Source organism: Halalkalicoccus sp. CG83, from assembly GCF_037081715.1.
GTDB classification, from domain to species: Archaea; Halobacteriota; Halobacteria; order Halobacteriales; family Halalkalicoccaceae; genus Halalkalicoccus; species Halalkalicoccus ordinarius.
Genome location: NZ_JAZDDH010000002.1, coordinates 328,119 through 346,341 on the forward strand (window position 1 = coordinate 328,119; position 18,223 = coordinate 346,341).

General features: G+C 68.5%; 17 protein-coding genes. 10 read left to right on the forward strand and 7 right to left on the reverse strand.

Annotation, left to right across the window (positions count from 1 at the left end; genetic code table 11):
• From lysA to V0Z78_RS15270, 3 genes are read left to right on the forward strand one after another with little or no spacing between them, the layout of a single operon-like run.
• The gene (gene lysA / locus V0Z78_RS15260; RefSeq protein WP_336345526.1) at nt 1-1,269 is read left to right on the forward strand and encodes a diaminopimelate decarboxylase; all 1,269 of its coding nucleotides are present in this window, start codon (nt 1-3) and stop codon (nt 1,267-1,269) included.
• The gene (gene dapF, locus V0Z78_RS15265) at nt 1,260-2,144 is read left to right on the forward strand and encodes a diaminopimelate epimerase (protein ID WP_336345527.1); all 885 of its coding nucleotides are present in this window, start codon (nt 1,260-1,262) and stop codon (nt 2,142-2,144) included. Before lysA ends, dapF begins: the two co-directional genes overlap by 10 nt.
• Nucleotides 2,141-3,202 carry a M20 family metallopeptidase gene (locus tag V0Z78_RS15270; protein WP_336345528.1) on the forward strand — a complete coding sequence of 354 codons (1,062 nt, stop codon included), beginning with the start codon at nt 2,141-2,143 and terminating at the stop codon, nt 3,200-3,202. The genes dapF and V0Z78_RS15270 overlap by 4 nt, the downstream gene beginning before the upstream one ends.
• Nucleotides 3,203-3,307: 105 nt before the next feature.
• Here V0Z78_RS15270 and V0Z78_RS15275 read toward each other — a convergent pair whose 3' ends face one another.
• Nucleotides 3,308-4,213: an ABC transporter substrate-binding protein gene (locus V0Z78_RS15275; RefSeq protein ID WP_336345529.1), complete on the reverse strand. Its 906-nt coding sequence runs from the start codon at nt 4,211-4,213 to the stop codon at nt 3,308-3,310.
• A 31-nt stretch (nt 4,214-4,244) separates the two neighbouring features.
• Nucleotides 4,245-5,639, reverse strand: coding sequence for an adenylosuccinate lyase (purB, locus tag V0Z78_RS15280; protein ID WP_336345530.1), 1,395 nt, complete (start codon nt 5,637-5,639; stop codon nt 4,245-4,247).
• 165 nt (nt 5,640-5,804) lie between these two features.
• Between purB and purH the strand changes: the two genes are divergently transcribed.
• Together purH and V0Z78_RS15290 are read left to right on the forward strand one after the other, a co-directional pair.
• On the forward strand, nt 5,805-7,382 hold the full coding sequence (gene purH / locus V0Z78_RS15285; RefSeq protein ID WP_336345531.1) for a bifunctional phosphoribosylaminoimidazolecarboxamide formyltransferase/IMP cyclohydrolase: 1,578 nt from the start codon (nt 5,805-5,807) through the stop codon (nt 7,380-7,382).
• A 131-nt stretch (nt 7,383-7,513) separates the two neighbouring features.
• Nucleotides 7,514-7,642 carry a hypothetical protein gene (locus V0Z78_RS15290; RefSeq protein ID WP_336345532.1) on the forward strand — a complete coding sequence of 43 codons (129 nt, stop codon included), beginning with the start codon at nt 7,514-7,516 and terminating at the stop codon, nt 7,640-7,642.
• Between the two features lie 82 nt (nt 7,643-7,724).
• Here the strand turns inward: V0Z78_RS15290 and V0Z78_RS15295 are convergent, their stop codons facing one another.
• Nucleotides 7,725-8,213 carry a pyridoxamine 5'-phosphate oxidase family protein gene (locus V0Z78_RS15295; RefSeq protein WP_336345533.1) on the reverse strand — a complete coding sequence of 163 codons (489 nt, stop codon included), beginning with the start codon at nt 8,211-8,213 and terminating at the stop codon, nt 7,725-7,727.
• 90 nt (nt 8,214-8,303) lie between these two features.
• On the opposite strand from V0Z78_RS15295, the gene V0Z78_RS15300 reads away from it, so the two are divergent.
• The 3 genes from V0Z78_RS15300 to V0Z78_RS15310 all read left to right on the forward strand — a co-directional run bounded on the left by V0Z78_RS15300 (nt 8,304) and on the right by V0Z78_RS15310 (nt 12,345).
• The gene (locus V0Z78_RS15300; protein WP_336345534.1) at nt 8,304-8,837 is read left to right on the forward strand and encodes a gamma carbonic anhydrase family protein; all 534 of its coding nucleotides are present in this window, start codon (nt 8,304-8,306) and stop codon (nt 8,835-8,837) included.
• A 106-nt stretch (nt 8,838-8,943) separates the two neighbouring features.
• Nucleotides 8,944-11,367: a dihydropteroate synthase gene (gene folP / locus V0Z78_RS15305; protein WP_336345535.1), complete on the forward strand. Its 2,424-nt coding sequence runs from the start codon at nt 8,944-8,946 to the stop codon at nt 11,365-11,367.
• A gap of 84 nt (nt 11,368-11,451) precedes the next feature.
• On the forward strand, nt 11,452-12,345 hold the full coding sequence (locus V0Z78_RS15310; protein WP_336345536.1) for a sulfurtransferase: 894 nt from the start codon (nt 11,452-11,454) through the stop codon (nt 12,343-12,345).
• An 82-nt stretch (nt 12,346-12,427) separates the two neighbouring features.
• Here the strand turns inward: V0Z78_RS15310 and V0Z78_RS15315 are convergent, their stop codons facing one another.
• The gene (locus tag V0Z78_RS15315; RefSeq protein ID WP_336345537.1) at nt 12,428-13,117 is read right to left on the reverse strand and encodes a class I SAM-dependent methyltransferase; all 690 of its coding nucleotides are present in this window, start codon (nt 13,115-13,117) and stop codon (nt 12,428-12,430) included.
• 64 nt (nt 13,118-13,181) lie between these two features.
• On the opposite strand from V0Z78_RS15315, the gene V0Z78_RS15320 reads away from it, so the two are divergent.
• Nucleotides 13,182-15,053 carry a S9 family peptidase gene (locus tag V0Z78_RS15320; protein ID WP_336345538.1) on the forward strand — a complete coding sequence of 624 codons (1,872 nt, stop codon included), beginning with the start codon at nt 13,182-13,184 and terminating at the stop codon, nt 15,051-15,053.
• A gap of 57 nt (nt 15,054-15,110) precedes the next feature.
• Here the strand turns inward: V0Z78_RS15320 and V0Z78_RS15325 are convergent, their stop codons facing one another.
• Together V0Z78_RS15325 and V0Z78_RS15330 are read right to left on the reverse strand one after the other, a co-directional pair.
• A complete protein-coding gene (locus V0Z78_RS15325; protein WP_336345539.1) occupies nt 15,111-15,686 on the reverse strand; it encodes a MaoC family dehydratase in 576 nt (191 codons plus the stop codon).
• Between the two features lie 104 nt (nt 15,687-15,790).
• Nucleotides 15,791-16,174 (reverse strand): VOC family protein, encoded by a 384-nt coding sequence (locus tag V0Z78_RS15330; RefSeq protein WP_336345540.1) that lies wholly within the window; start codon nt 16,172-16,174, stop codon nt 15,791-15,793.
• Between the two features lie 94 nt (nt 16,175-16,268).
• On the opposite strand from V0Z78_RS15330, the gene V0Z78_RS15335 reads away from it, so the two are divergent.
• Nucleotides 16,269-17,090: a YihY/virulence factor BrkB family protein gene (locus tag V0Z78_RS15335; RefSeq protein ID WP_336345541.1), complete on the forward strand. Its 822-nt coding sequence runs from the start codon at nt 16,269-16,271 to the stop codon at nt 17,088-17,090.
• A 20-nt stretch (nt 17,091-17,110) separates the two neighbouring features.
• Here V0Z78_RS15335 and V0Z78_RS15340 read toward each other — a convergent pair whose 3' ends face one another.
• Nucleotides 17,111-18,169 (reverse strand): NAD(P)-dependent glycerol-1-phosphate dehydrogenase, encoded by a 1,059-nt coding sequence (locus V0Z78_RS15340; protein WP_336345542.1) that lies wholly within the window; start codon nt 18,167-18,169, stop codon nt 17,111-17,113.
• Nucleotides 18,170-18,223 lie beyond the last annotated feature (54 nt).

Below are 18,223 nucleotides of genomic sequence, written 5' to 3' on the forward strand. Positions count from 1 at the left end.
ATGAGCCGAACGAGCACGACGGCGACGACGGAGAACCCGCCGGTCAGGCGGCTTTCCGACTGGGACGCGGGTCGGCTCCGGGAACTCGCCGACGAGCACGGGACGCCGCTGTACGTCCAGGACTTAGAGCGGGTCCGCGAGAACTACGCCCGGATGGCGAGCGCCTTCCCCGATGCCGACGTGCGGTACGCGGCGAAGGCCAACACCTCACGGGCGGTGCTCCGAACGCTGGTCGCCGCCGGCGCGGGCATCGAGTGTGCCTCCGCGGGCGAGGTCGAACGGGCGCTCGCGGCGGGCTGTCCCGCCGAACGCGTCCAGTACACCGCGGTCAACCCGCCAGGGGAGGACCTCGACTACGCCGCCGAGACCGCGAGCGAACGTCCGGAGCTGACGATCACCGTCGGCGCGCGCGACACGATCGACCGACTCGAGGAGCGTGGCTTCGACGGCCGGCTCTGTCTCCGCGTCAACCCGGGCGTCGGCGCGGGCCACCACGAGAAGGTGCAGACGGGCGCGGACGCGAAGTTCGGCGTTCCCTACGACAGGGCTCGAAAAACGCTCGCCGAGGCCGACGAGCGTGGCTTCGACGTCGTCGGGATCCACGCCCACGCCGGCAGCGGCATCTCGGGCGAGGCGCTCGACTCGCATCGCGAGCTCGTCTCGCGGATGGGCCAGCTGGCCCGCGAGTCGCCGGTCGCCCTCGAGTTCGTCGACGTCGGCGGCGGCTTCGGCGTTCCCTACCGTCCCGAGGAGGAGCCGCTCGACCTCGAGAGCGTCGCCCGCGCCACCCGCGAGGCGCTCGGCGAGGTCGAGGCGACGCTCGCCGTCGAGCCCGGCCGGTATCTCGTCGCCGACGCGGGCGTCCTCCTGACGCGGGTCAACACGGTCAAGCCCGTCGCGGACGGCCGCGTCGTCGGGATCGACGCCGGGATGACCCACCTCGCGCGCCCGGCGATGTACGACGCCCATCACGAGATGCGTTCGCTCGCACCCGATGCCGAGGACCGCGAGCGTGTCGCGTCGACCGTCGCGGGTCCGATCTGCGAGAGCGGGGACACGTTCGGCACCCACGCCTTGCCCATCCCCGAGCGCGGCGATCCGCTCGCGATCGGCAACGCCGGCGCCTACGGCTACGAGATGTCGAACCAGTACAACAGCCGGCCCCGACCCGCGACGGTCGTCGTCGACGGGACGAACGACGCGGTCGACCGCCGGCGGGAGACGATCGCCGACGTCACGCGGCTCGAACGGAGGGTACCATGGGTGTAAGCTACGAGAAGTACCACGGCACCGGGAACGACTTCATCGCCGTCGAGGCCGGCGCTTCGGTCGAGGACTGGGGCGCGTTCGCGGTCGAGCACTGCGACCGCGAGACCGGCATCGAGGTGAACGGCCGCGTGGGTGCCGACGGCGTGCTCGTCCTCTCGCTCGAAGACGAGGACGAGGGCGGCGAGCCCCCGCGCGTTCGGATGCGCCTCTACCAGCCCGACGGCGGGACCGCGGCGATGTGCGGCAACGGCGCGCGCTGCGTCGCACGGTGGGCCGCGAGGCGCGAGCGAAGCGAGGGCCTCGACGAGCGCGAACGGACGGACGATCGGGAGTTCGTCATCGAGACGCCCGCGGGCGATCGCCGGGCTCGCATCGGCGACGGGACCATCGAGATCGAGATGGGCGAGCCGTCGTTCGCTCCCGGTGAGGTTCCGCTCGCACCCGAACGCGAGGAGCCGTTGATTCGAGAGGAGATCGAGGGCTGGGAGGTGACCGCGGTGAACACCGGCGTCCCCCACGTAGTCACGTTCGTCGAGGACGTCTCTACCGTCGACCTCGAGGCGATGGCGCCGCCGATCCGTCACGCCGACGTCTTCCCCGAGGGCGCGAACGTCAACGCCGCCGCCCCCCGAAGGGGCGGCGGTGGGTTCGACGGGCGCACCTTCGAACGCGGCGTCGAGGGCGAGACCCGTTCCTGTGGTACGGGCGCGGTCGCGATCGCCGCGATCGCGCGGCGACTCGGCCTCGCCGAGGATTCTCGAGTACGCGTTTCGCCGCCGGGCGGCGATCTGCTCGTGACGGTTCCCGACGAGGGGCCGGCCACCCTCTCGGGTCCCGTCGAGTTCGAGGGAGCGGGTGAACTCCCACTGCCATGACCGGCGCGTTCGACCCGATCGACTTCCTCGAACGCGTGGTGCAGCTCCCCTCCCACGAGGACGTCACGGAGATGCGCGAGTTCCTGTGTGAGACCCTGCGTGAACACGGCGTCGAACCGACGGTAGACGACGCCGGCAACGTCCTCGCCTCCCGGGGGAGGGGCGAGCCCCACCTCCTGCTCAACACCCATATCGACACCGTCTCGCCGCACGTCCCCTACGAGCGCGAGGAGGGCGTGATCCACGGGCGCGGTTCCTGTGACGCGAAGGGGCCGCTCGCAGCGCTACTCGCGGCGTTTCTCGCCGTCGAACCCGCGGGCCGGGTGACGCTCGCGATCACGCCGGACGAGGAGACGCTCTCGACGGGCGCTCACGCGCTGTCGCTCGACTTCGACGCCTGCATCGTCGGCGAGCCGACCGATCTCGACGTCTGTAATGCCGCGAAGGGTCGATTCGAGGGCTCTCTCGCGATCAACGGCGAGAACGCCCACGCCGCGGAACCGCAGGAGGGCGAGAACGCGATCCGGGACGCCGGCCGAGTACTCGCGGCGCTCGAGGGGTTCGACGCCGACCGCGATCCGCATCCGGAACTCGGCGTGCCGACGCTCACGCCCACCGTGATCGAGGGCGGATCGGCGACCAACCAGGTGCCCGCGGCGTGTCGGATCACGCTCGATCGCCGCAGCGTTCCCCCCGAGACCGCCGAGGGGTTCGCCGAGGCGGTCTCGGATCACCTCGATTCGAACGTTCCCGACGTCGAGGCGACGTTTCGGTTCACCGAGCGGGAGACGCCGTTCCTCGAGGCGTTCGAGACGCCCGACGACGAACGAGTCGTCGAGGCACTCGTCGGGGCGGGTGCCGGGACGGTCAGACCCTTTACCGCCGCGACCGAGGCCTCGTACTTCGCGAGCGAGGCCCCCACCGTCGTCTTCGGGCCGGGCGTGCTGGCCGACGAACGGGGCGCCGTCGCCCACGGCGACCGCGAGTACGTCCGGGTGGAGGACGTCGAACGCGCGGCGTCGATCCTCGAGACCGCCGTGTCGTCGCTCCTCGGGTAGAACGGTAGGCCTCCCCACGGAGGGGTTCGACCATGGCTCTCCACTGGATTCCTTCGCTCGTCTTCGCGGACGCGACTCCCTTCCAAAAACGGCACGCTCGCCGGTTCACGTCGACCGCTCTGCCGACAGCGCCGCGACGTCCGCGGGCGGCGGGCCGAACTCGTCGGGATGTAGGCAGGCGGCGAGGCGCTCGGCCGCATCGACGAGTCGGGGACTCCATCGGTTGAGGTAGCTCGCGCCGTCCATCGCGTAGACTCGACCGTTTCTAACGGCCGACAGCTCCTTCCATCCCTCGCGATCGAGTAGCTCCTCGCGCCTAGCGAGCGTCGTCTCGACGTCGTAGCCACAGGGGGCGGCGACGAGCACCTCGGGGTCGTATTCTCGTACCTCCTCCCAATCGAGTTCGACCGTCCGGTCGCCCGGCGACGCGAGCCCGTACTCGCCGCCGGCGTGCTCGACCAGCTCGGGCACCCAGTTTCCCGCCGCGATCGGCGGGTCGAGCCACTCGAGGATCGCCACGCGCGGGCGCTCTCGTCCCTTAACTTGACGATCGATCGTATCGAGACGTCGGCGCAGTTCCGCGTTCAGTTCGCTCGCACATTCCTCGCGGCCGACCGCCTCACCCACCCGCTCGATACACGAGAAGAGGTCATCGAGCGTGTTCGCCCGCAGGCCCACGACGTCGGGGTCCGTATCGAGGTCGCAGAGCACTTCGTCCACGAGCGTCGTATCGACCGCACAGACCCCACAGACCTCCTGGCTGAGGATCAGGTCGGGTCCCACCTCCCGGAGGGTCTCGACGTCGAGACGGTAGACGTGGCCCTCGGCGCTCACGGTTCGGACGCGGTCGTGGCGCTCGGCGCTCGACTCGCCGCGAACTCGGGAGAAGTCGATCGAGGGAAGCTCCGCGACGCGAGGCGGGTAGTCACAGGCGTGCGAGACCGCGACGGGTTCGACGCCGAGCGCACAGCAGATCTCCGTACCCGACGGCGACGTGGAGACGACGTTCATGCGCGCAGGTGGGGTCGGGTCCGTAGTAACGTTATCCGTCGACGTCGTCGACCAGCTCGCTCGCGAGCCCCGTGTATCCGGCGGGCGTCAACGTCATGAGCTCCTCTCGGGTTCGTTCGTCGACGTCCAGCTCCTCGAACAGCTCCCTGAAATCGTCGAGGGAGGTCCGCCGACCGCGCGAGAGCTCCTTCACCCGCTCGTAGGCGTCGGTGTGGCCTTCACGGCGCAAGACGGTTTGAACGGCCTCGCCGATCACCTCGGGGTTCGCCTCCAGCTCCTCGCGCATCACCCGCTCGTTGGGCGTGACCTTCGAGAGCCCGGTCTCGCACTTGCCGTAGCCGATCAGACAGTGGGCGAGCGCCGCGCCGATGTTACGCTTCACGGTCGAGTCGGAGAGGTCGCGCTGGAGGCGCGATTTGGTGACGTACTCCCCGAGAAAGCCGAGATCGGAGTTGGCCTTCGAGAGGTTGCCCTCGCTGTTCTCGAAGTCGATCGGGTTGACCTTGTGCGGCATCGTCGAGGAGCCCGTCTCGCCCTCCACCGCGTCCTGGCCGAGATACCGATCGGAGACGTAGAGCCACACGTCGCGGTCGAGGTCCAACAGGACGTCGTTCGCTCCTCTGAGGGCGTCGAACAGTTCGGCGAGGTCGTCACACGGGTTGACCTGCGTCGTCAGCGCGACGTGCTTGAGCCCCAGCCCCTCGACGAACTCCCGCGAGAACGCCCGCCAGTCGACGTCGGGATAGGCCACCGTGTGGGCGGCGTAGGTGCCGGAGGCACCAGCGAGCTTCCCCGAGAGTCCGTTCGTCGCGCCCTGGATCCGGCCGAGCGCCCGCCCGAGGCGGGCGGCGTAGACCGCCATCTCCTTGCCGAACGTCGTGGGGGTGGCGGGCTGGCCGTGGGTGCGTGCGAGCATCGGAACGTCACGGTGTTCGCGCGCGAGGTCGGAGAGCGCGTCCCGGACCTCTCGGAGCGCGGGGACGAGCACCTCCTCGACCGCCGGACGGAGGAGCAATCGGTGGGCGAGGTTGTTCACGTCCTCGCTCGTCAGCCCGAAGTGGATCCACTGTTCGCCGACGTTCTCAGGGAGCCCCTCGCGGACGAAGTACTCGATCGCCTTCACGTCGTGGTTGGTCGCGTCGTACGGGCCGTAGCCCTCGGTCTCGATGCGCTTTATCAGCCGGGCGTCCTCGGGGCCGAACCGCTCGTAGAGCCCTCGAAGCTCCTCTCGTCGCTCGGCGTCGATCACGAGCGGCGTGGCGTCGAGCTCCGCGAGCGCGAGCAGATACTCGACCTCGACGCGCACGCGGGCGCGCATCAGCCCCGCCTCGCTCGCGTACGGCGAGAGCGGCGCCGTCCTACCTGCGTATCGGCCGTCGAGCGGCGAGACGGCGTAGAGGGGATCCGACCGCTGTTCCTGGTTCATACGGCCGGCTACCGAGGCACCCGGCAAAACGATGTCGGTCTCCCACCACTTCCGTGCATAGAATAGCCATCAGAGCGGTGTTTCGCACTAGATATATACACGAACTCGAACAACCCCTCCGAATGGATCGCAACGACTTTCGGGATCGCGGTCGGCCCCTGTAGTATGACACGAATCGCGGGGATGGCGAGCAATCGCGGCCGCAACCTGATGCACCTCGCCGACGGCGCACCCGGCGGTGCCGAGCTCGCGGTGGTTCTCTCGAACCAGGCCGATGCGCCCGTTCTCGAGAAGGCCGCCGACCGGGGGATCGACACGGAGGTCGTCGAGCGCGAGGAGAGCGAGGAACGAGCGTCCCACGAACGTCGAATCCTCGACGCGCTCGCCGAGTACGACGTCGACCTGGTCTGTCTCGACGGCTACATGCGCGTGCTCACCGGCGAGTTCCTCGACGACGCGCCGCTCACGCTCAACGTCCATCCCTCCCTCTTGCCGTCGTTCCCGGGGATGGACGCCCACGAACAGGTGCTCGAGGCGGGCGTTCGCATCTCGGGCTGCACAGTACATATCGTCACGAGAGAGGTCGACGCCGGGCCCGTCGTTACCCAGGAGTCGGTACCGGTCTACGAGGGCGACGACGAGGAGAGCCTGAAGGAGCGCGTGCTCTACGAGGCGGAGTTCCGCGCCTATCCGCGCGCGGTTCGATGGTTCGCGGAGGACCGCCTCGACGTGCGCGACGGCGAGGTCCGCGTCGAGGGCGACGAGGGCGGGCGATTTCCCGCCCGTCGGACCGTCTCGGAGGACCGCTCGACCGAACTCCGGTACGGCGAGAACCCCCACCAGGAGGCCGCGCTCTACGCCGACGAGACCGAGGAGGAGGCCACCGTCGTTCACGCCGAACAGCTCAACGAGGGCGCGAAGGCGCTCTCCTACAACAACTACAACGACGCCGACGCCGCGCTCGGGCTCGTCAAGGAGTTCGACGAACCCGCCGCCGCCGTCATCAAGCACACCAACCCCGCGGGCTGTGCGACGGCCGACGCCGTAAGCGAGGCTTACGACCGCGCGCTCTCGACCGACCCGATGAGCGCCTTCGGGGGGATCGTCGCGCTCAACCGGGCGTGCGACGAAGAGACGGCGGAGGCGATCACCGAGTCGTTCAAGGAGGTCGTCGTCGCGCCCGATTATCGTGAAGAAGCGCTGTCGGTCCTCCGGGAGAAGGAGAACCTCCGCGTCTTGGACGTGGGCCCGTTCGGCGAGCCCGGTCCCCGGCTGCGCGAGAAACAGCTCGCGGGCGGGCGGCTCGTCCAGGAGCGCGACGACCAGCGTCTCTCCCGCGAGGACTTGGAGGTCGTCACCGAGCGCGAGCCGAGCGAGGAGGAGTTCGCCTCCCTCCTGTTCGCCTGGCACACCATCAAACACGTCAAGTCGAACGCGATCCTCTTCGCGAAGGGAACCGAGACGGTGGGCGTCGGCATGGGCCAGGTCAGCCGCGTCGACGCCGTCCGGCTGGCAGCGATGAAGGCCGAGGAGCACGCCGAGGGCAAGGACAGCGAGGGCGCCGTGATGGCCTCGGACGCCTTCTTCCCGTTCCCGGACGGAATCGAGGAAGCCAGCGAGGCGGGCATCGAGGCCGTGATCCAGCCCGGCGGCTCGGTCAACGACGACGACGTGATCGAGGCCGCGAACGAACACGACATGGCAATGGTCTTCACCGGCTCGCGGGCGTTCCGCCACGACTGAGCGCCGTGAGAGAGGGATCCGTTATGCAGCGAAACGGAAGCCGCCGTTTCGGACTCGACCGAACGACCCTTCTCATTCTTGCAGAACGCTTATTTAATTTGCATTTTAAACCATCAGGTAGAACATAAAACATGTCTGGAATGGGAGAGACGCGAACGGATTACTGTCCGAACTGTGAGGAGGAGCGCGAGGTGCGGGTCTCGGTCGCGTGGCAACCGGACGTCTGTACGGTCTGTAGTGCGGACGTCGAGGAGTCGTGACATCGGTCCTCGTGGGGCCCGGCCGACGACCACCGTCCATCGACCGCGAGCCCGTAGGTCGATCCGCTTGCCGTGACCGATTCTACGGCTCGAACGTCCAGCGCGTCGCGTCCGCCGGATAGTCGCTCCACGCGAGGACCTTTCTCGGGTGGACCGCCCAGAAGGGCGTCCCGTGACGGACGCCGTACTTCTCCTCGTACGCTGAGTCGAGGCGCTCGACGAGTTCGGGATCGGCGCTCCCCTCGGCGAGTTTCCCGGCCGTTCCCTCGATGATCACGACGTCGTCGCCGCTCTCTCGGTGGACGACGATCTCCGAACCGGCCGCGAGGTTTCGCGCCCACCGTGTGTGCTCGCCGCCGCCGCAGTGGAACGTGTCGTCGAGCCAGACGCCCCAGACGGGCCGCGCGTGCGGGCGACCGTCGGGGAGCGTCGTCGACACCCAGTAGTTGCGATCGCCCCGCATCCCCTCGGCGACGAACTCCCAGGGAAGCAATCCCTCGTCGTCCTCGGGTATTCCGTAGCTGTCCTCGGTCTCCGGCCTGCTTCGGCGTCTGTCGTCCTCGTCGGTCATCCCGTCCCGTAGGCTTCGGGACGGCATAAGACCGTTCGGGGCGGACGGTCCGAGGACACGTTTATCGACCCGGGTCCCGATCTGCGGGGTATGATCAGGTCCTTCGACGGCGTCGTCCCGGAGATCGCCGACTCGGCCTACGTCGACGAGAGCGCGGTCGTCATCGGCGACGTGACGATCGAGAGCGAGGCGAGCGTCTGGCCGGGCGCGGTCCTCCGTGGCGACCACGGAGCCATCACCGTAGGCGAGGGTGCGAACGTCCAGGACAACGCCACCCTCCACGAAGGGGTCGAGATCGGCCCCTACACCACCGTCGGCCACAACGCGATCGTCCACGCCGCGATCACCCGGGTGAGAAGCCTGGTCGGGATGGGTGCGATCGTGCTGGACGACGTGACGGTCGGCGAGGAGAGCATCGTCGGGGCCAACAGCCTCGTGACCGAGGGAACCGAGGTGCCCGAACGGACGCTGGTCGCCGGCACGCCCGCGGAGGTCGTGAAGGAACTCGACGACGCCCGGTGGGCGGCCGCCGCCGATCGCTACGTCGAGAACGCCCGCGCACACGCCGAGCGCTCCGAGGTGATCGAGCGGGGGACGATCCGACCTGGCGAGCGGCTGGAGTGAGTTCTCCGAGCGCGCCGGGGCCGAAATCGTGGGCGAGCAGCTCCCGTCCATGCGTGCCGTGAACGGGCTTCGACACTCCTAAGCGCGCGCCGTTTTTGCTACTCGTATGGAGTTTCACGACGCCGCGAACTTTCTCTTCGATCTGCGGCGCTTCCGGCCGAAACCCGGCACGGAGTCGACGGCGGACCTCCTCGCGGATCTAGACGACCCACACGAGGGCGTCGATTACGTCCAAGTCGCCGGCTCCAACGGCAAGGGGAGCACGGCGCGGATGACCGAGTCGGTCCTCCGGCGGGCCGGACTCACGGTCGGGCTCTACACCTCACCCCACCTCGACGACGTCCGCGAGCGGATCCGTGTCGACGGCCGACCGATCACCGAGGCGGCCCTCGTCGAGTTCGTCGAGCGAGTCAGACCACACGTGGTCGAGCGGGCCGCCGAGGGCGAGGCCCCTACCTTCTTCGAGACCATGACCGCGATGGCGCTCTGGGAGTTCGGCCGCCGCGACGTCGACGTCGCGGTCCTCGAGGTCGGCATCGGCGGACGCTACGACGCCACCAGCGTGGTCGACCCGGTCGCGAGCGCGGTCACGAGCGTCACCCTCGAGCACACCGGAATCCTCGGTGACTCGATCGAGGAGATCGCCCGCGATAAGGCCCACGTCGCGCCCGCCGGGGCCCCGCTGGTCACCGCGGCGACCGGCAACGCGCTGGCGGCCGTCGAGGAACAGGTTGGCGACACCCTCGTCGTCGGCGAGGACGGGGAGAACGACGTGCAGGTGCGATATCAGGGGCGAACCGACGGCACCGAGGCGGCGGTCTCGCTCGACGGTCCCGACTGGTCGGTCGAGACGCGACTGGCGCTTCTGGGCGAGTACCAGGCGCGAAACGCGGGGGTCGCGGCGGCGCTCGCCCGCCAGGTGACGTCGGTCTCGGAGGCGGAACTCGCCCGCGGATTGAGAAACGCCCACTGGCCAGGCCGGTTCGAGGTAATGGGTAGCGAGCCGCTGGTGGTGCTCGACGGCGCGCACAACCCCGGGGCGTGCGAGGAGGTGGCGACGACCCTCTCGGAGTTCGAGTACGACGACCTGCACCTCGTGATCGGCGCGATGCACGAGAAGGACCACCGCGGGATGGCGGAGGCGCTCCCCCACCCCGACCGGGTCGTTGCGACCCAGCCCGATCTCGACCGCGCGGAGGATCGCGCGGTGCTCGCGACCGTCTACGAACGCCGCGCCGACGACGTGACGACGCGCGCCTCGGTGGCGGGGGCGCTCGAACGCGCGCTGGCGGAGGCCGGCCCTGCCGACTGCGTGCTCGTCACCGGTTCGCTGTTCACGGTGGCCGAGGCCCGCGAACGCTGGACGCGCACGGTCGTCCCGAAGCGCGTCCGCGATCTGTCGGACGCCCGTGAAGTGCTCGAGGGGAGTCACGTCACCGGACCCGGCGTCTGGCGGATGCGCGGGAAGGCGGTCCACCGCGTGGTGAGGACCCGCGTCCAGCGCCGCCAGGCCCAGTATCTGAAGGAGGAACTGCTCTCGCTCGGCGGCGAGTGTGCGACGGCGGGGCTCAACGAGCAGGACGAGGAGCGGATCGACGTCGTCCTGATGGGGACGCTCGCACAGTTCAAGCGCCTGATCGAGAAGCTCGAGGAGCAGCCCTACGGCCTGCCCGTGGTCGCCAGCGAGCTTCGAGGACGACTCGGGATCGGCGTCGAGACCTCCTCCCGCGGCTATCCCTGGGAGGACCACACCGCGGTGATGGGCATCCTCAACGTCACCCCCGACAGCTTCCACGACGGCGGCCGGTACGAGGCGCTCGAGGACGCCGTCGCCCGGGCCGAGCGGATGGTCGAGGACGGCGTCGACGTCATCGACGTCGGTGGCGAGAGCACCCGTCCCGGTGCGGAGCCCGTCCCGACCGACGAGGAGATCGACCGCGTCGTCCCCGTGATCGAGCGGATCGCGGGACTGGACGCGATGGTCTCGATCGACACCCGTAAGGCCTCGGTTGCCCGTGCGGCCCTGGAGGCCGGCGCGGACGTGATCAACGACGTGAGCGGGCTCGAGGATCCGGGGATGCGCTTCGTCGCCGCGGAACACGACGTCCCGCTGGTGGTGATGCACAGCCTCGACGCGCCCGTCGATCCCGGCCGCGAGGTCGAGTACGACGACGTCGTCGAGGACGTGATCCGCGACCTCGAGGAACGGGTGTTGCTCGCGGAGAAGGCGGGGCTCGATCGCGAGCAGATCGTCGTCGATCCCGGCCTCGGCTTCGGGAAGACCCGAACGGAGAGCTTCGAACTGTTGGGACGGGCCGACGAGCTCCAGGCGCTCGGCTGTCCCGTGCTGATCGGCCACTCCCATAAGTCGATGTTCGAGCGGGTCGAGCGCGACGCCGGGAACCGGACCGCGGCAACGGTTGCCGGGACGACGATCGCGACCGAACGGGGCGCGGACGTCGTTCGGGTCCACGACGTCGCCGAGAACGTCGCGGCCGTGCGAGCGGCCGAGATCGCCGACGACGGATGAGGCAATGGTTGCCGACACCTGCTTGTACCGACGGTTCCCGCCGGTGACCCAAGAAGCCTTAGGGTGGCGCTCCAAGGAGAAGATATGTCAGAAGCTGACTATGCCAAAGACGTCGTCGTGAGCGCCGATTGGGTAGAGGATCACCTGGACGAGTTCCAGAGCGACGATCCCGACTACCGACTGCTCGAGGTGAACAATCCAACCGTGACCGCCGACTCGGAGTACACCTCCTACGAGGAGGGCCACGCCCCCGGCGCCGTCTTCCTCGACTGGGAGGAGGACTTCACCGACCAGACGACCCGCGACATCCTCTCGAAGGACCAGTTCGAGGAGACGATGGGTGAGGCGGGCATCACCGAGGACACCACCGTGGTGTTCTACGGCGGCGGGCGCGTCCCCAACTGGTTCGCGCTGTTCGCCTACTGGCAGTTCAAGTACTACGGCCACGAGGACGCTCGCGTGCTCAACGGCGGGAAGGAGTACTGGGTGAGCAACGACTACCCGCTGACCGACGAGGTACCCGACTTCAGCCCGCAGGAGTACAACGCCCGCGGCCCGTTCGAGTCGATCCGCGCGTACAGGGACGACATCGAGACGGCGATCGAGCAGGGCCTGCCGCTCGTCGACGTCCGTTCGCCCGAGGAGTTCACCGGCGAGATTCTCGCACCGGAAGGGCTGCAGGAGACTGCCCAGCGCGGCGGGCACGTCCCCGGCGCCTCGAACGTTCCCGTCCCGACGATCCTGAACGACGACGGCACGTTCAAGAGCGCCGACGAACTGCGCGAGATCTACGCCGAGCACGACATCGACGGCTCGGAGTCCACCATCGCCTACTGCCGCGTCGGCGAACGCTCCTCGATCGAGTGGTTCGCGCTGCGCGAACTGCTGGGCTTCGAGGACGTCCGCAACTACGACGGCTCGTGGACCGAGTGGGGCAGCATGATTCGCACCCCGATCGAGACCGGCGAGGAGCAGTAACTCCGCGGCTCGCTTCTCGATCTCGACGGCCGTATCGATATCCGTATTTCTTAGATGACGCGACCCGTTGGAGCCGTCCGTTTCACGCTCGTTTCGCGACGAACACTGAACGGTCGGCCATCGCCGTTTCGTCGGCGTCCCAGTCGAGTCGTTTGACGACGAACCCGCGTTCCGCGAGCGAGAGCGCGACCGTCTCGTCGTCGAACGCCGTAAGCAGGTGTCGGTCGACGAACCACGACGAGCCGTCGAAGACGAGCGCGTCCATGCACACCCGACGGTCCTCGAGGCGACGACACTGGAGGAGCCGCGCGCAGTCGCCTTCGGGACCGCTCGCGGTCCGGAGCGTCGGGGCCTCCATCTCGGGGAACTCGTCCGTGTCCAGGACGAGGACGCCGCCCTCGGCCACCCGGTCGGCCAGCGCCGACAGCGCCGGTGCGAGCTCCTCGGGCTCGAGGCAGTTCACCAGCGTGAAGGGCACCATGACGAGATCGAACCGGCCGCTCACGGGTAGCTCTGGCAGCGAGCCGACGAGGAACTCGGCGTCGGACTTCTCCCGCGCCCGCCGGACCATCGCGGCGCTGGGATCGACGCCGACGGCGTCGACCCCCGCCTCCTCGAGCTGCCTCGTGTGCTCGCCGGTGCCACAGCCGACGACCAGCGCTCGCTCCGCCATCGGCACCCGTTCGAGCACGAACGCCACCTCCTCGCCGTACGGTTTGCGAGCGTACAGCGCGTCGTAAACCGCGGGGTGGTCGTGGAGCACCCGATCCATACCTCCGGTGGCGCCCTACGGGTAATAAATCCGATCGGTCGAGGGTGCCGCGATCCGAACCCCTATGGCGTCCGCCGTGATACGCCGGCACGTGACATACGAGTTCGAACGGTATCTCAGCGTCCGCAGCGCCTACGGTGCCTCCTTCGGCCCCGAGGGCGAACGACTCTCCTTCCTGATGGACACCACGGGCGTCCCACAGGTGTGGACGCTCGACTCCCCGCTCGCGTGGCCCGACCAGCATACCTTCTACGACGAGCGAGTGACCTTCGCCTCCTTCTCACCCGAGCGCCCGGAACTCGTCTTCGGGATGGACGAGGGCGGCAACGAGCGCCAGCAGCTCTTCCGACTCGACGTCGAGGACGGGACGATCACGCCATTGACGGACGCTCCGGAAGCCAAGCATCGCTGGGGCGGCTGGTCGTCGGACGGCGAGCGCTTCGCCTTCGCCTCGAACCGCCGCGACGAGTCGGTCTTCGACGTCTACGTCCAGGGCCGCGACGACGAAGAGGCCGAACGCGTTCTCGAGGGCGACGGCTGGCTCGAGGTCGGCGGATGGAGCCCGGACGACTCGCGGCTGATCGTCACCGAGGCCTCCTCGAGCTTCGATCAGGACGTCTACGTCCTCGAGATCGAGTCGGGGGAGCTGACCCACCTCACGCCGCACGAGGGCAACGTCCGCTTTCGGAGCACGAACTGGGGCCCCGACGGCAGGGGGATCTATCTCGTCACCGATCGGGACGCGGACACGCTGTATCTCGCCCGGCTCGACGCGGAGACGGGCGAGATCGACGTCGTCGAGGAGGGCAGCGACGAACGGAGTTCGTCCGACAGCCGGGCATCGCCCGGCGACGGCGAGTGGAACGTCGACGGGGTCCGCCTCGACGAGGAAAGTGGGAGGGTAGTCTACTCGCGGAACGTCGACGGTTACACCGAGCTCACCTCCGGCGAACTCGCCGGGGAGACGACGATCCACGAGTTCTCCGCGCCCGACCTCCCCGAGGGGGTCGCAGGCGGGGTGAGCTTCGATCCCGACGGCGAGCGCTTCGCCGTGAGCGCCACCGGCGACGTCGAGAACACGAACGTCTACGTCGTCGAGACGGAGACGGGCCAGACGGAGCGATGGACGAACGCGGCGACTGGTGGCATTCCCCGCGAGCGCTTCTCGGGCTCCGAACTCGTGCGCTTCGAGAGCTTCGATGGGCTCGAGGTTCCGGCCTACCTCTCGATTCCGGCGGGAGCAAGCGAGGAGAACGACGAGACGCCGGCCATCGTCGACATCCACGGCGGCCCCGAGAGCCAGCGCCGGCCCTCGTTTCATCCCGTAAAACAGTACTTCCTCGACCGGGGCTACGCCTACTTCGAGCCGAACGTCCGGGGTTCCTCAGGGTATGGCCGCGAGTACACCCACCTCGACGACGTCGAGAAGCGCATGGACAGCGTCGCCGATATCGAGGCGGGCGTCGAGTGGCTCCACGACCACCCCCTCGTCGACGACGACCGTATCGTCGCGATGGGCGGATCCTACGGCGGGTTCATGGTGCTCGCAGCAATGACGGAGTACCCCGAGCTGTGGGCCGCCGGGATCGACGTCGTCGGCATCGCGAACTTCGTGACGTTCCTCGAGAACACCGGCGACTGGCGCCGCGAGCTTCGCGAGGCCGAGTACGGTTCCCTGGAGGAGGACCGGGAGTTCCTCGAGTCGATCTCGCCGATCAACACCGTCGATCGCATCGAGGCGCCGCTGTTCGTCCTCCACGGCGCGAACGATCCCCGCGTTCCCGTAGGGGAGGCCGAACAGATCGCCGATCGGGCGGCAGAGCACGTCCCCGTCGAGACGCTGATCTTCGAGGACGAGGGCCACGGCTTCACCAAGCTCGAGAACAGGATAGAAGCGTACACCCGGATCGCAGACTTCCTCGATCGTCACGTCTGATCGCGCTTCGATGCCCGCCTTCGGCGGTACGTCCCTCGCCGACCGCGGCGCGTCGATTCAGAGCTCCTCGGGCTGGGTGCCCACGCCCTCGGGCCAGCCCGGCGGCTTCGCCGCCGAGGGTTCCGCGTACTCGCGTTTCAGCACCATCGGCGTCCGTTCGAGCGAGAGCACCAGTTCGTCGTTCTGGTTGTACGCCCGTAGCTCCGTGGTGACGATGCCGACGTGGTCCCGAGAGCTGCTCTCGCGCTTCTCTATCACCTCGCTCTCGGCGAAGATCGTATCGCCGTGGAAGACGGGCGCGTGGTGTCGGATCTCGTCGTAGCCCAGGTTCGCGGTCGCGTTCGTCGAGACGTCGACGACGCTCATCCCCACCGCGAGCGCGATGACGAAAGTCCCGTCGACGAGCCGCTCGCCGAACTCCGTCCCGGCAGCGTAGGGCTCGTTGAAGTGCATCGGGTTGACGTTCATCGTCAGGTTGGTGAACCAGACGTTGTCCGTCTCCGTGACCGTCCGGCCGTACGGGTGTTTGTAGACGTCGCCGACCTCGAACTCCTCGAAGTACCGACCCTGCCAGCCCGAGACGAGTCTGCGGTCGCCGTCGTCGTCACCGTCGCCGTTGTCGTCGTTCGGCATACCCGTCCGATCGGACGCGACCGGCATAGTTGTGGTACCCGTCGTCCGCGATTCGGCTCGATCCAACCCGTTCTACTGGCGGTCCCGACTGGCCCGATCGCCGATCACTCGCGGTATCTCGCGACCTCCACCAGGTTCCCGTCCGGGTCCCGGAAGTAGACCGATTCGATCGGTCCGCGGGCGCCGGTCCTCTCGACCGGTCCCTCGACGATCTCCACGCTCGCGTCGCGAAGTTCGCGCTCCACCGCCTCGATCGGCGTCTCGGTCAGCACGCAGAAGTCACCCGATCCGGGGGTCGGCCGTTCCGCCTTCGGTTCGTGGTCCCAGCCGTCGGGATGCAGGTTCACCTTCTGGTCGCCGAAGCGAAGCGCCCTCCGGCCCTCGCCGAAGGTGACGACCTCGCAGTCGAGGACGCGCTCGTAGAACTCGCAGGCGCGTTCGACGTCCGAGACGGTCAGCACGAAGTGGTCGATGCCGGTCGGCTCCATGGCGTCCGAACGGAACGCAGCGCCATAGCCGTCTCGCCCGTACGAGCGTCCCGGTTCGAAGGGTCTACCCGTCTCCGCGCTGAGCGTTCGATCGATGCCGAACTACCGGGAGTGGCTCCGGGCGCTGAGGACGGCAGTCGCGGTCGGCCGGAAACAGCACGTCACCGTCACGGCCGCCGGACTCGGCTACTACGCGTTCAACTCGCTCGTCCCGCTGCTCCTGCTCGTGACCATCGCCGTCTCGATCGTCTACGACCCCGAGACGACGGCGACGGCGCTCGAGTCGGTCTCCGGGCTCCGCGCCGCCGAGGTCGAGCCCGTCATCGAGGAGATCGCCGGCGACGGCGGCCGTACCCGGGCGGGGCTGATCGCCGCCGGAATCTTCACCTACAGCACGGCGACGATGTTCCAGGCGGTGAACATGGCCTTCAGCGAGGTCTACGGGACGCGAAAGCAACGATCGGGGCTTCGAAAGGCGACCGACACCCTCCTGATCTTCGTGATCGTGACCGTCGCCGTCGGCCTGCTCGGCGTCGTCGGCGTCGCGTTCGCGCTCGTCGTGGACAGCGTCGCCGTCTCGGTCCTCAGCGTCCCGCTCCTGCTCGGCGCCTTCCTGCTGGCCTTCCTCCCGATGTACTACCGGTTCCCCGGCGAGCGCGTGACCGTCGGGGACGCGCTGCCCGGGGCGGCGTTCTCGGCGGTCGTGTGGACCCTCTCGGCGCTCCTCTTTCGCGTCTACGCCGCGACCTCCGACAGCGTCGAGCTCTACGGGGTCGCCGGTGCGGTCCTGCTCGTTCTCACCTGGCTCTATCTCGGCGGCCTGACCCTGCTGTTCGGCGCGATCCTCAACGCCGTCCTCGCCGGACGGGTCGATGCCGACGAGGGCTGGCTCCCCACGGAGGACATAGAGGAGTAGACGCGACGTCGACGGCTGCTTCAGATCACGCCGGTCACCGTCGCCGCTTCACGGGCCGCCCGATCGTTCATGCCGTTGCCGAGGATGGTGTAGCGATCGCGGATCTCGTGGGCGTGCGTCAACGCCTCGAGGATCTCCTCCTCGTCCATTCCCAGTTCGTCGGCCGTCGTCGGCGCCTCGATGCTCGCGAGCGCGTCGCGGATGTTGCTCCACCGGCCGCTCTCGCCGCTGTGGAGGTACTCGATCATGATCGAGCCGACGCCGACCTGGTGGCCGTGGAGTGCCCGACCCGGCGCGATCCGGTCGAGCTGGTGGCTGAAGAGGTGTTCCGCGCCCGATGCGGGTCGCGAGGAGCCCGCGATCGACATCGCCACGCCCGAGGAGACCAGCGCCTTCGTGACGATCCATGCCGACTCCTCGAGACCCCTCTTGATCGAACCGGCGTTGCCGACGAGCATCTCGGCGGTCATCTCCGAGAGTGCCGCGGAGTACTCGGAGTACTCGACGTTCTGGAGGCGGTTGGCGAGGCGCCAGTCCTTCACCGCGGTGTAGTTCGAGATGATGTCCGCACAGCCCGCCGTCGTCAGCTCCCAGGGGGCGTTCGCCAACACGGCCGTGTCCGCGACCACCGCGACCGGCGGGTCGGCCGCCACCGAGTGGCGGGTGTCCTTCTCGGGGACCGATCCCCGGCCGGAGACGATCCCGTCGTGGCTCGCGGCGGTCGGCACGGAGACGAACCCCATCTCGAGGTCGTCGCTGGCCATCTTCGCGATGTCGATCGCCTTACCGCCGCCGATGCCGACCAGGTACTCCACCTCCTCGGCGCGAGCGGCCTCGATCACCCGCTGGACGGCGTCGAAGCTCGCCTCCTCGACGATGACGGTCGCGGGCTCGATCCCCCGCTCGCCGAAGTCCTTGATCACCCGGCCGGCGGCGATCTCCTTCGGGGTGGGGCTGGTGACGATCAGCGGGCGGCCCGAGAGGTGGAGGTCGTCAATCGCCTCGACGGCCCGATCGAGCACGCCGTGACCGATCAGCACGTTCCGCGGAAGGCGGATCCAGCTGGATTTCTCGAACATACTCGAGGAAGACGCCCGCCGGTCAAACCGTTTGCTCTTGAATGGCCTGAACTC

Excerpts from the sequence above, each read along its gene's own strand:
- lysA (WP_336345526.1), top strand. The coding sequence starts at position 1 with ATGAGCCGAACGAGCACGACGGCGACGACGGAGAACCCGCCGGTCAGG.
- dapF (WP_336345527.1), top strand. The coding sequence starts at position 1,260 with ATGGGTGTAAGCTACGAGAAGTACCACGGCACCGGGAACGACTTCATC.
- V0Z78_RS15270 (WP_336345528.1), top strand. The coding sequence starts at position 2,141 with ATGACCGGCGCGTTCGACCCGATCGACTTCCTCGAACGCGTGGTGCAG.
- V0Z78_RS15275 (WP_336345529.1), bottom strand. The coding sequence starts at position 4,213 with ATGAACGTCGTCTCCACGTCGCCGTCGGGTACGGAGATCTGCTGTGCG.
- purB (WP_336345530.1), bottom strand. The coding sequence starts at position 5,639 with ATGAACCAGGAACAGCGGTCGGATCCCCTCTACGCCGTCTCGCCGCTC.
- purH (WP_336345531.1), top strand. The coding sequence starts at position 5,805 with ATGACACGAATCGCGGGGATGGCGAGCAATCGCGGCCGCAACCTGATG.
- V0Z78_RS15290 (WP_336345532.1), top strand. The coding sequence starts at position 7,514 with ATGTCTGGAATGGGAGAGACGCGAACGGATTACTGTCCGAACTGTGAG.
- V0Z78_RS15295 (WP_336345533.1), bottom strand. The coding sequence starts at position 8,213 with ATGACCGACGAGGACGACAGACGCCGAAGCAGGCCGGAGACCGAGGAC.
- V0Z78_RS15300 (WP_336345534.1), top strand. The coding sequence starts at position 8,304 with ATGATCAGGTCCTTCGACGGCGTCGTCCCGGAGATCGCCGACTCGGCC.
- folP (WP_336345535.1), top strand. The coding sequence starts at position 8,944 with ATGGAGTTTCACGACGCCGCGAACTTTCTCTTCGATCTGCGGCGCTTC.
- V0Z78_RS15310 (WP_336345536.1), top strand. The coding sequence starts at position 11,452 with ATGTCAGAAGCTGACTATGCCAAAGACGTCGTCGTGAGCGCCGATTGG.
- V0Z78_RS15315 (WP_336345537.1), bottom strand. The coding sequence starts at position 13,117 with ATGGATCGGGTGCTCCACGACCACCCCGCGGTTTACGACGCGCTGTAC.
- V0Z78_RS15320 (WP_336345538.1), top strand. The coding sequence starts at position 13,182 with ATGGCGTCCGCCGTGATACGCCGGCACGTGACATACGAGTTCGAACGG.
- V0Z78_RS15325 (WP_336345539.1), bottom strand. The coding sequence starts at position 15,686 with ATGCCGAACGACGACAACGGCGACGGTGACGACGACGGCGACCGCAGA.
- V0Z78_RS15330 (WP_336345540.1), bottom strand. The coding sequence starts at position 16,174 with ATGGAGCCGACCGGCATCGACCACTTCGTGCTGACCGTCTCGGACGTC.
- V0Z78_RS15335 (WP_336345541.1), top strand. The coding sequence starts at position 16,269 with ATGCCGAACTACCGGGAGTGGCTCCGGGCGCTGAGGACGGCAGTCGCG.
- V0Z78_RS15340 (WP_336345542.1), bottom strand. The coding sequence starts at position 18,169 with ATGTTCGAGAAATCCAGCTGGATCCGCCTTCCGCGGAACGTGCTGATC.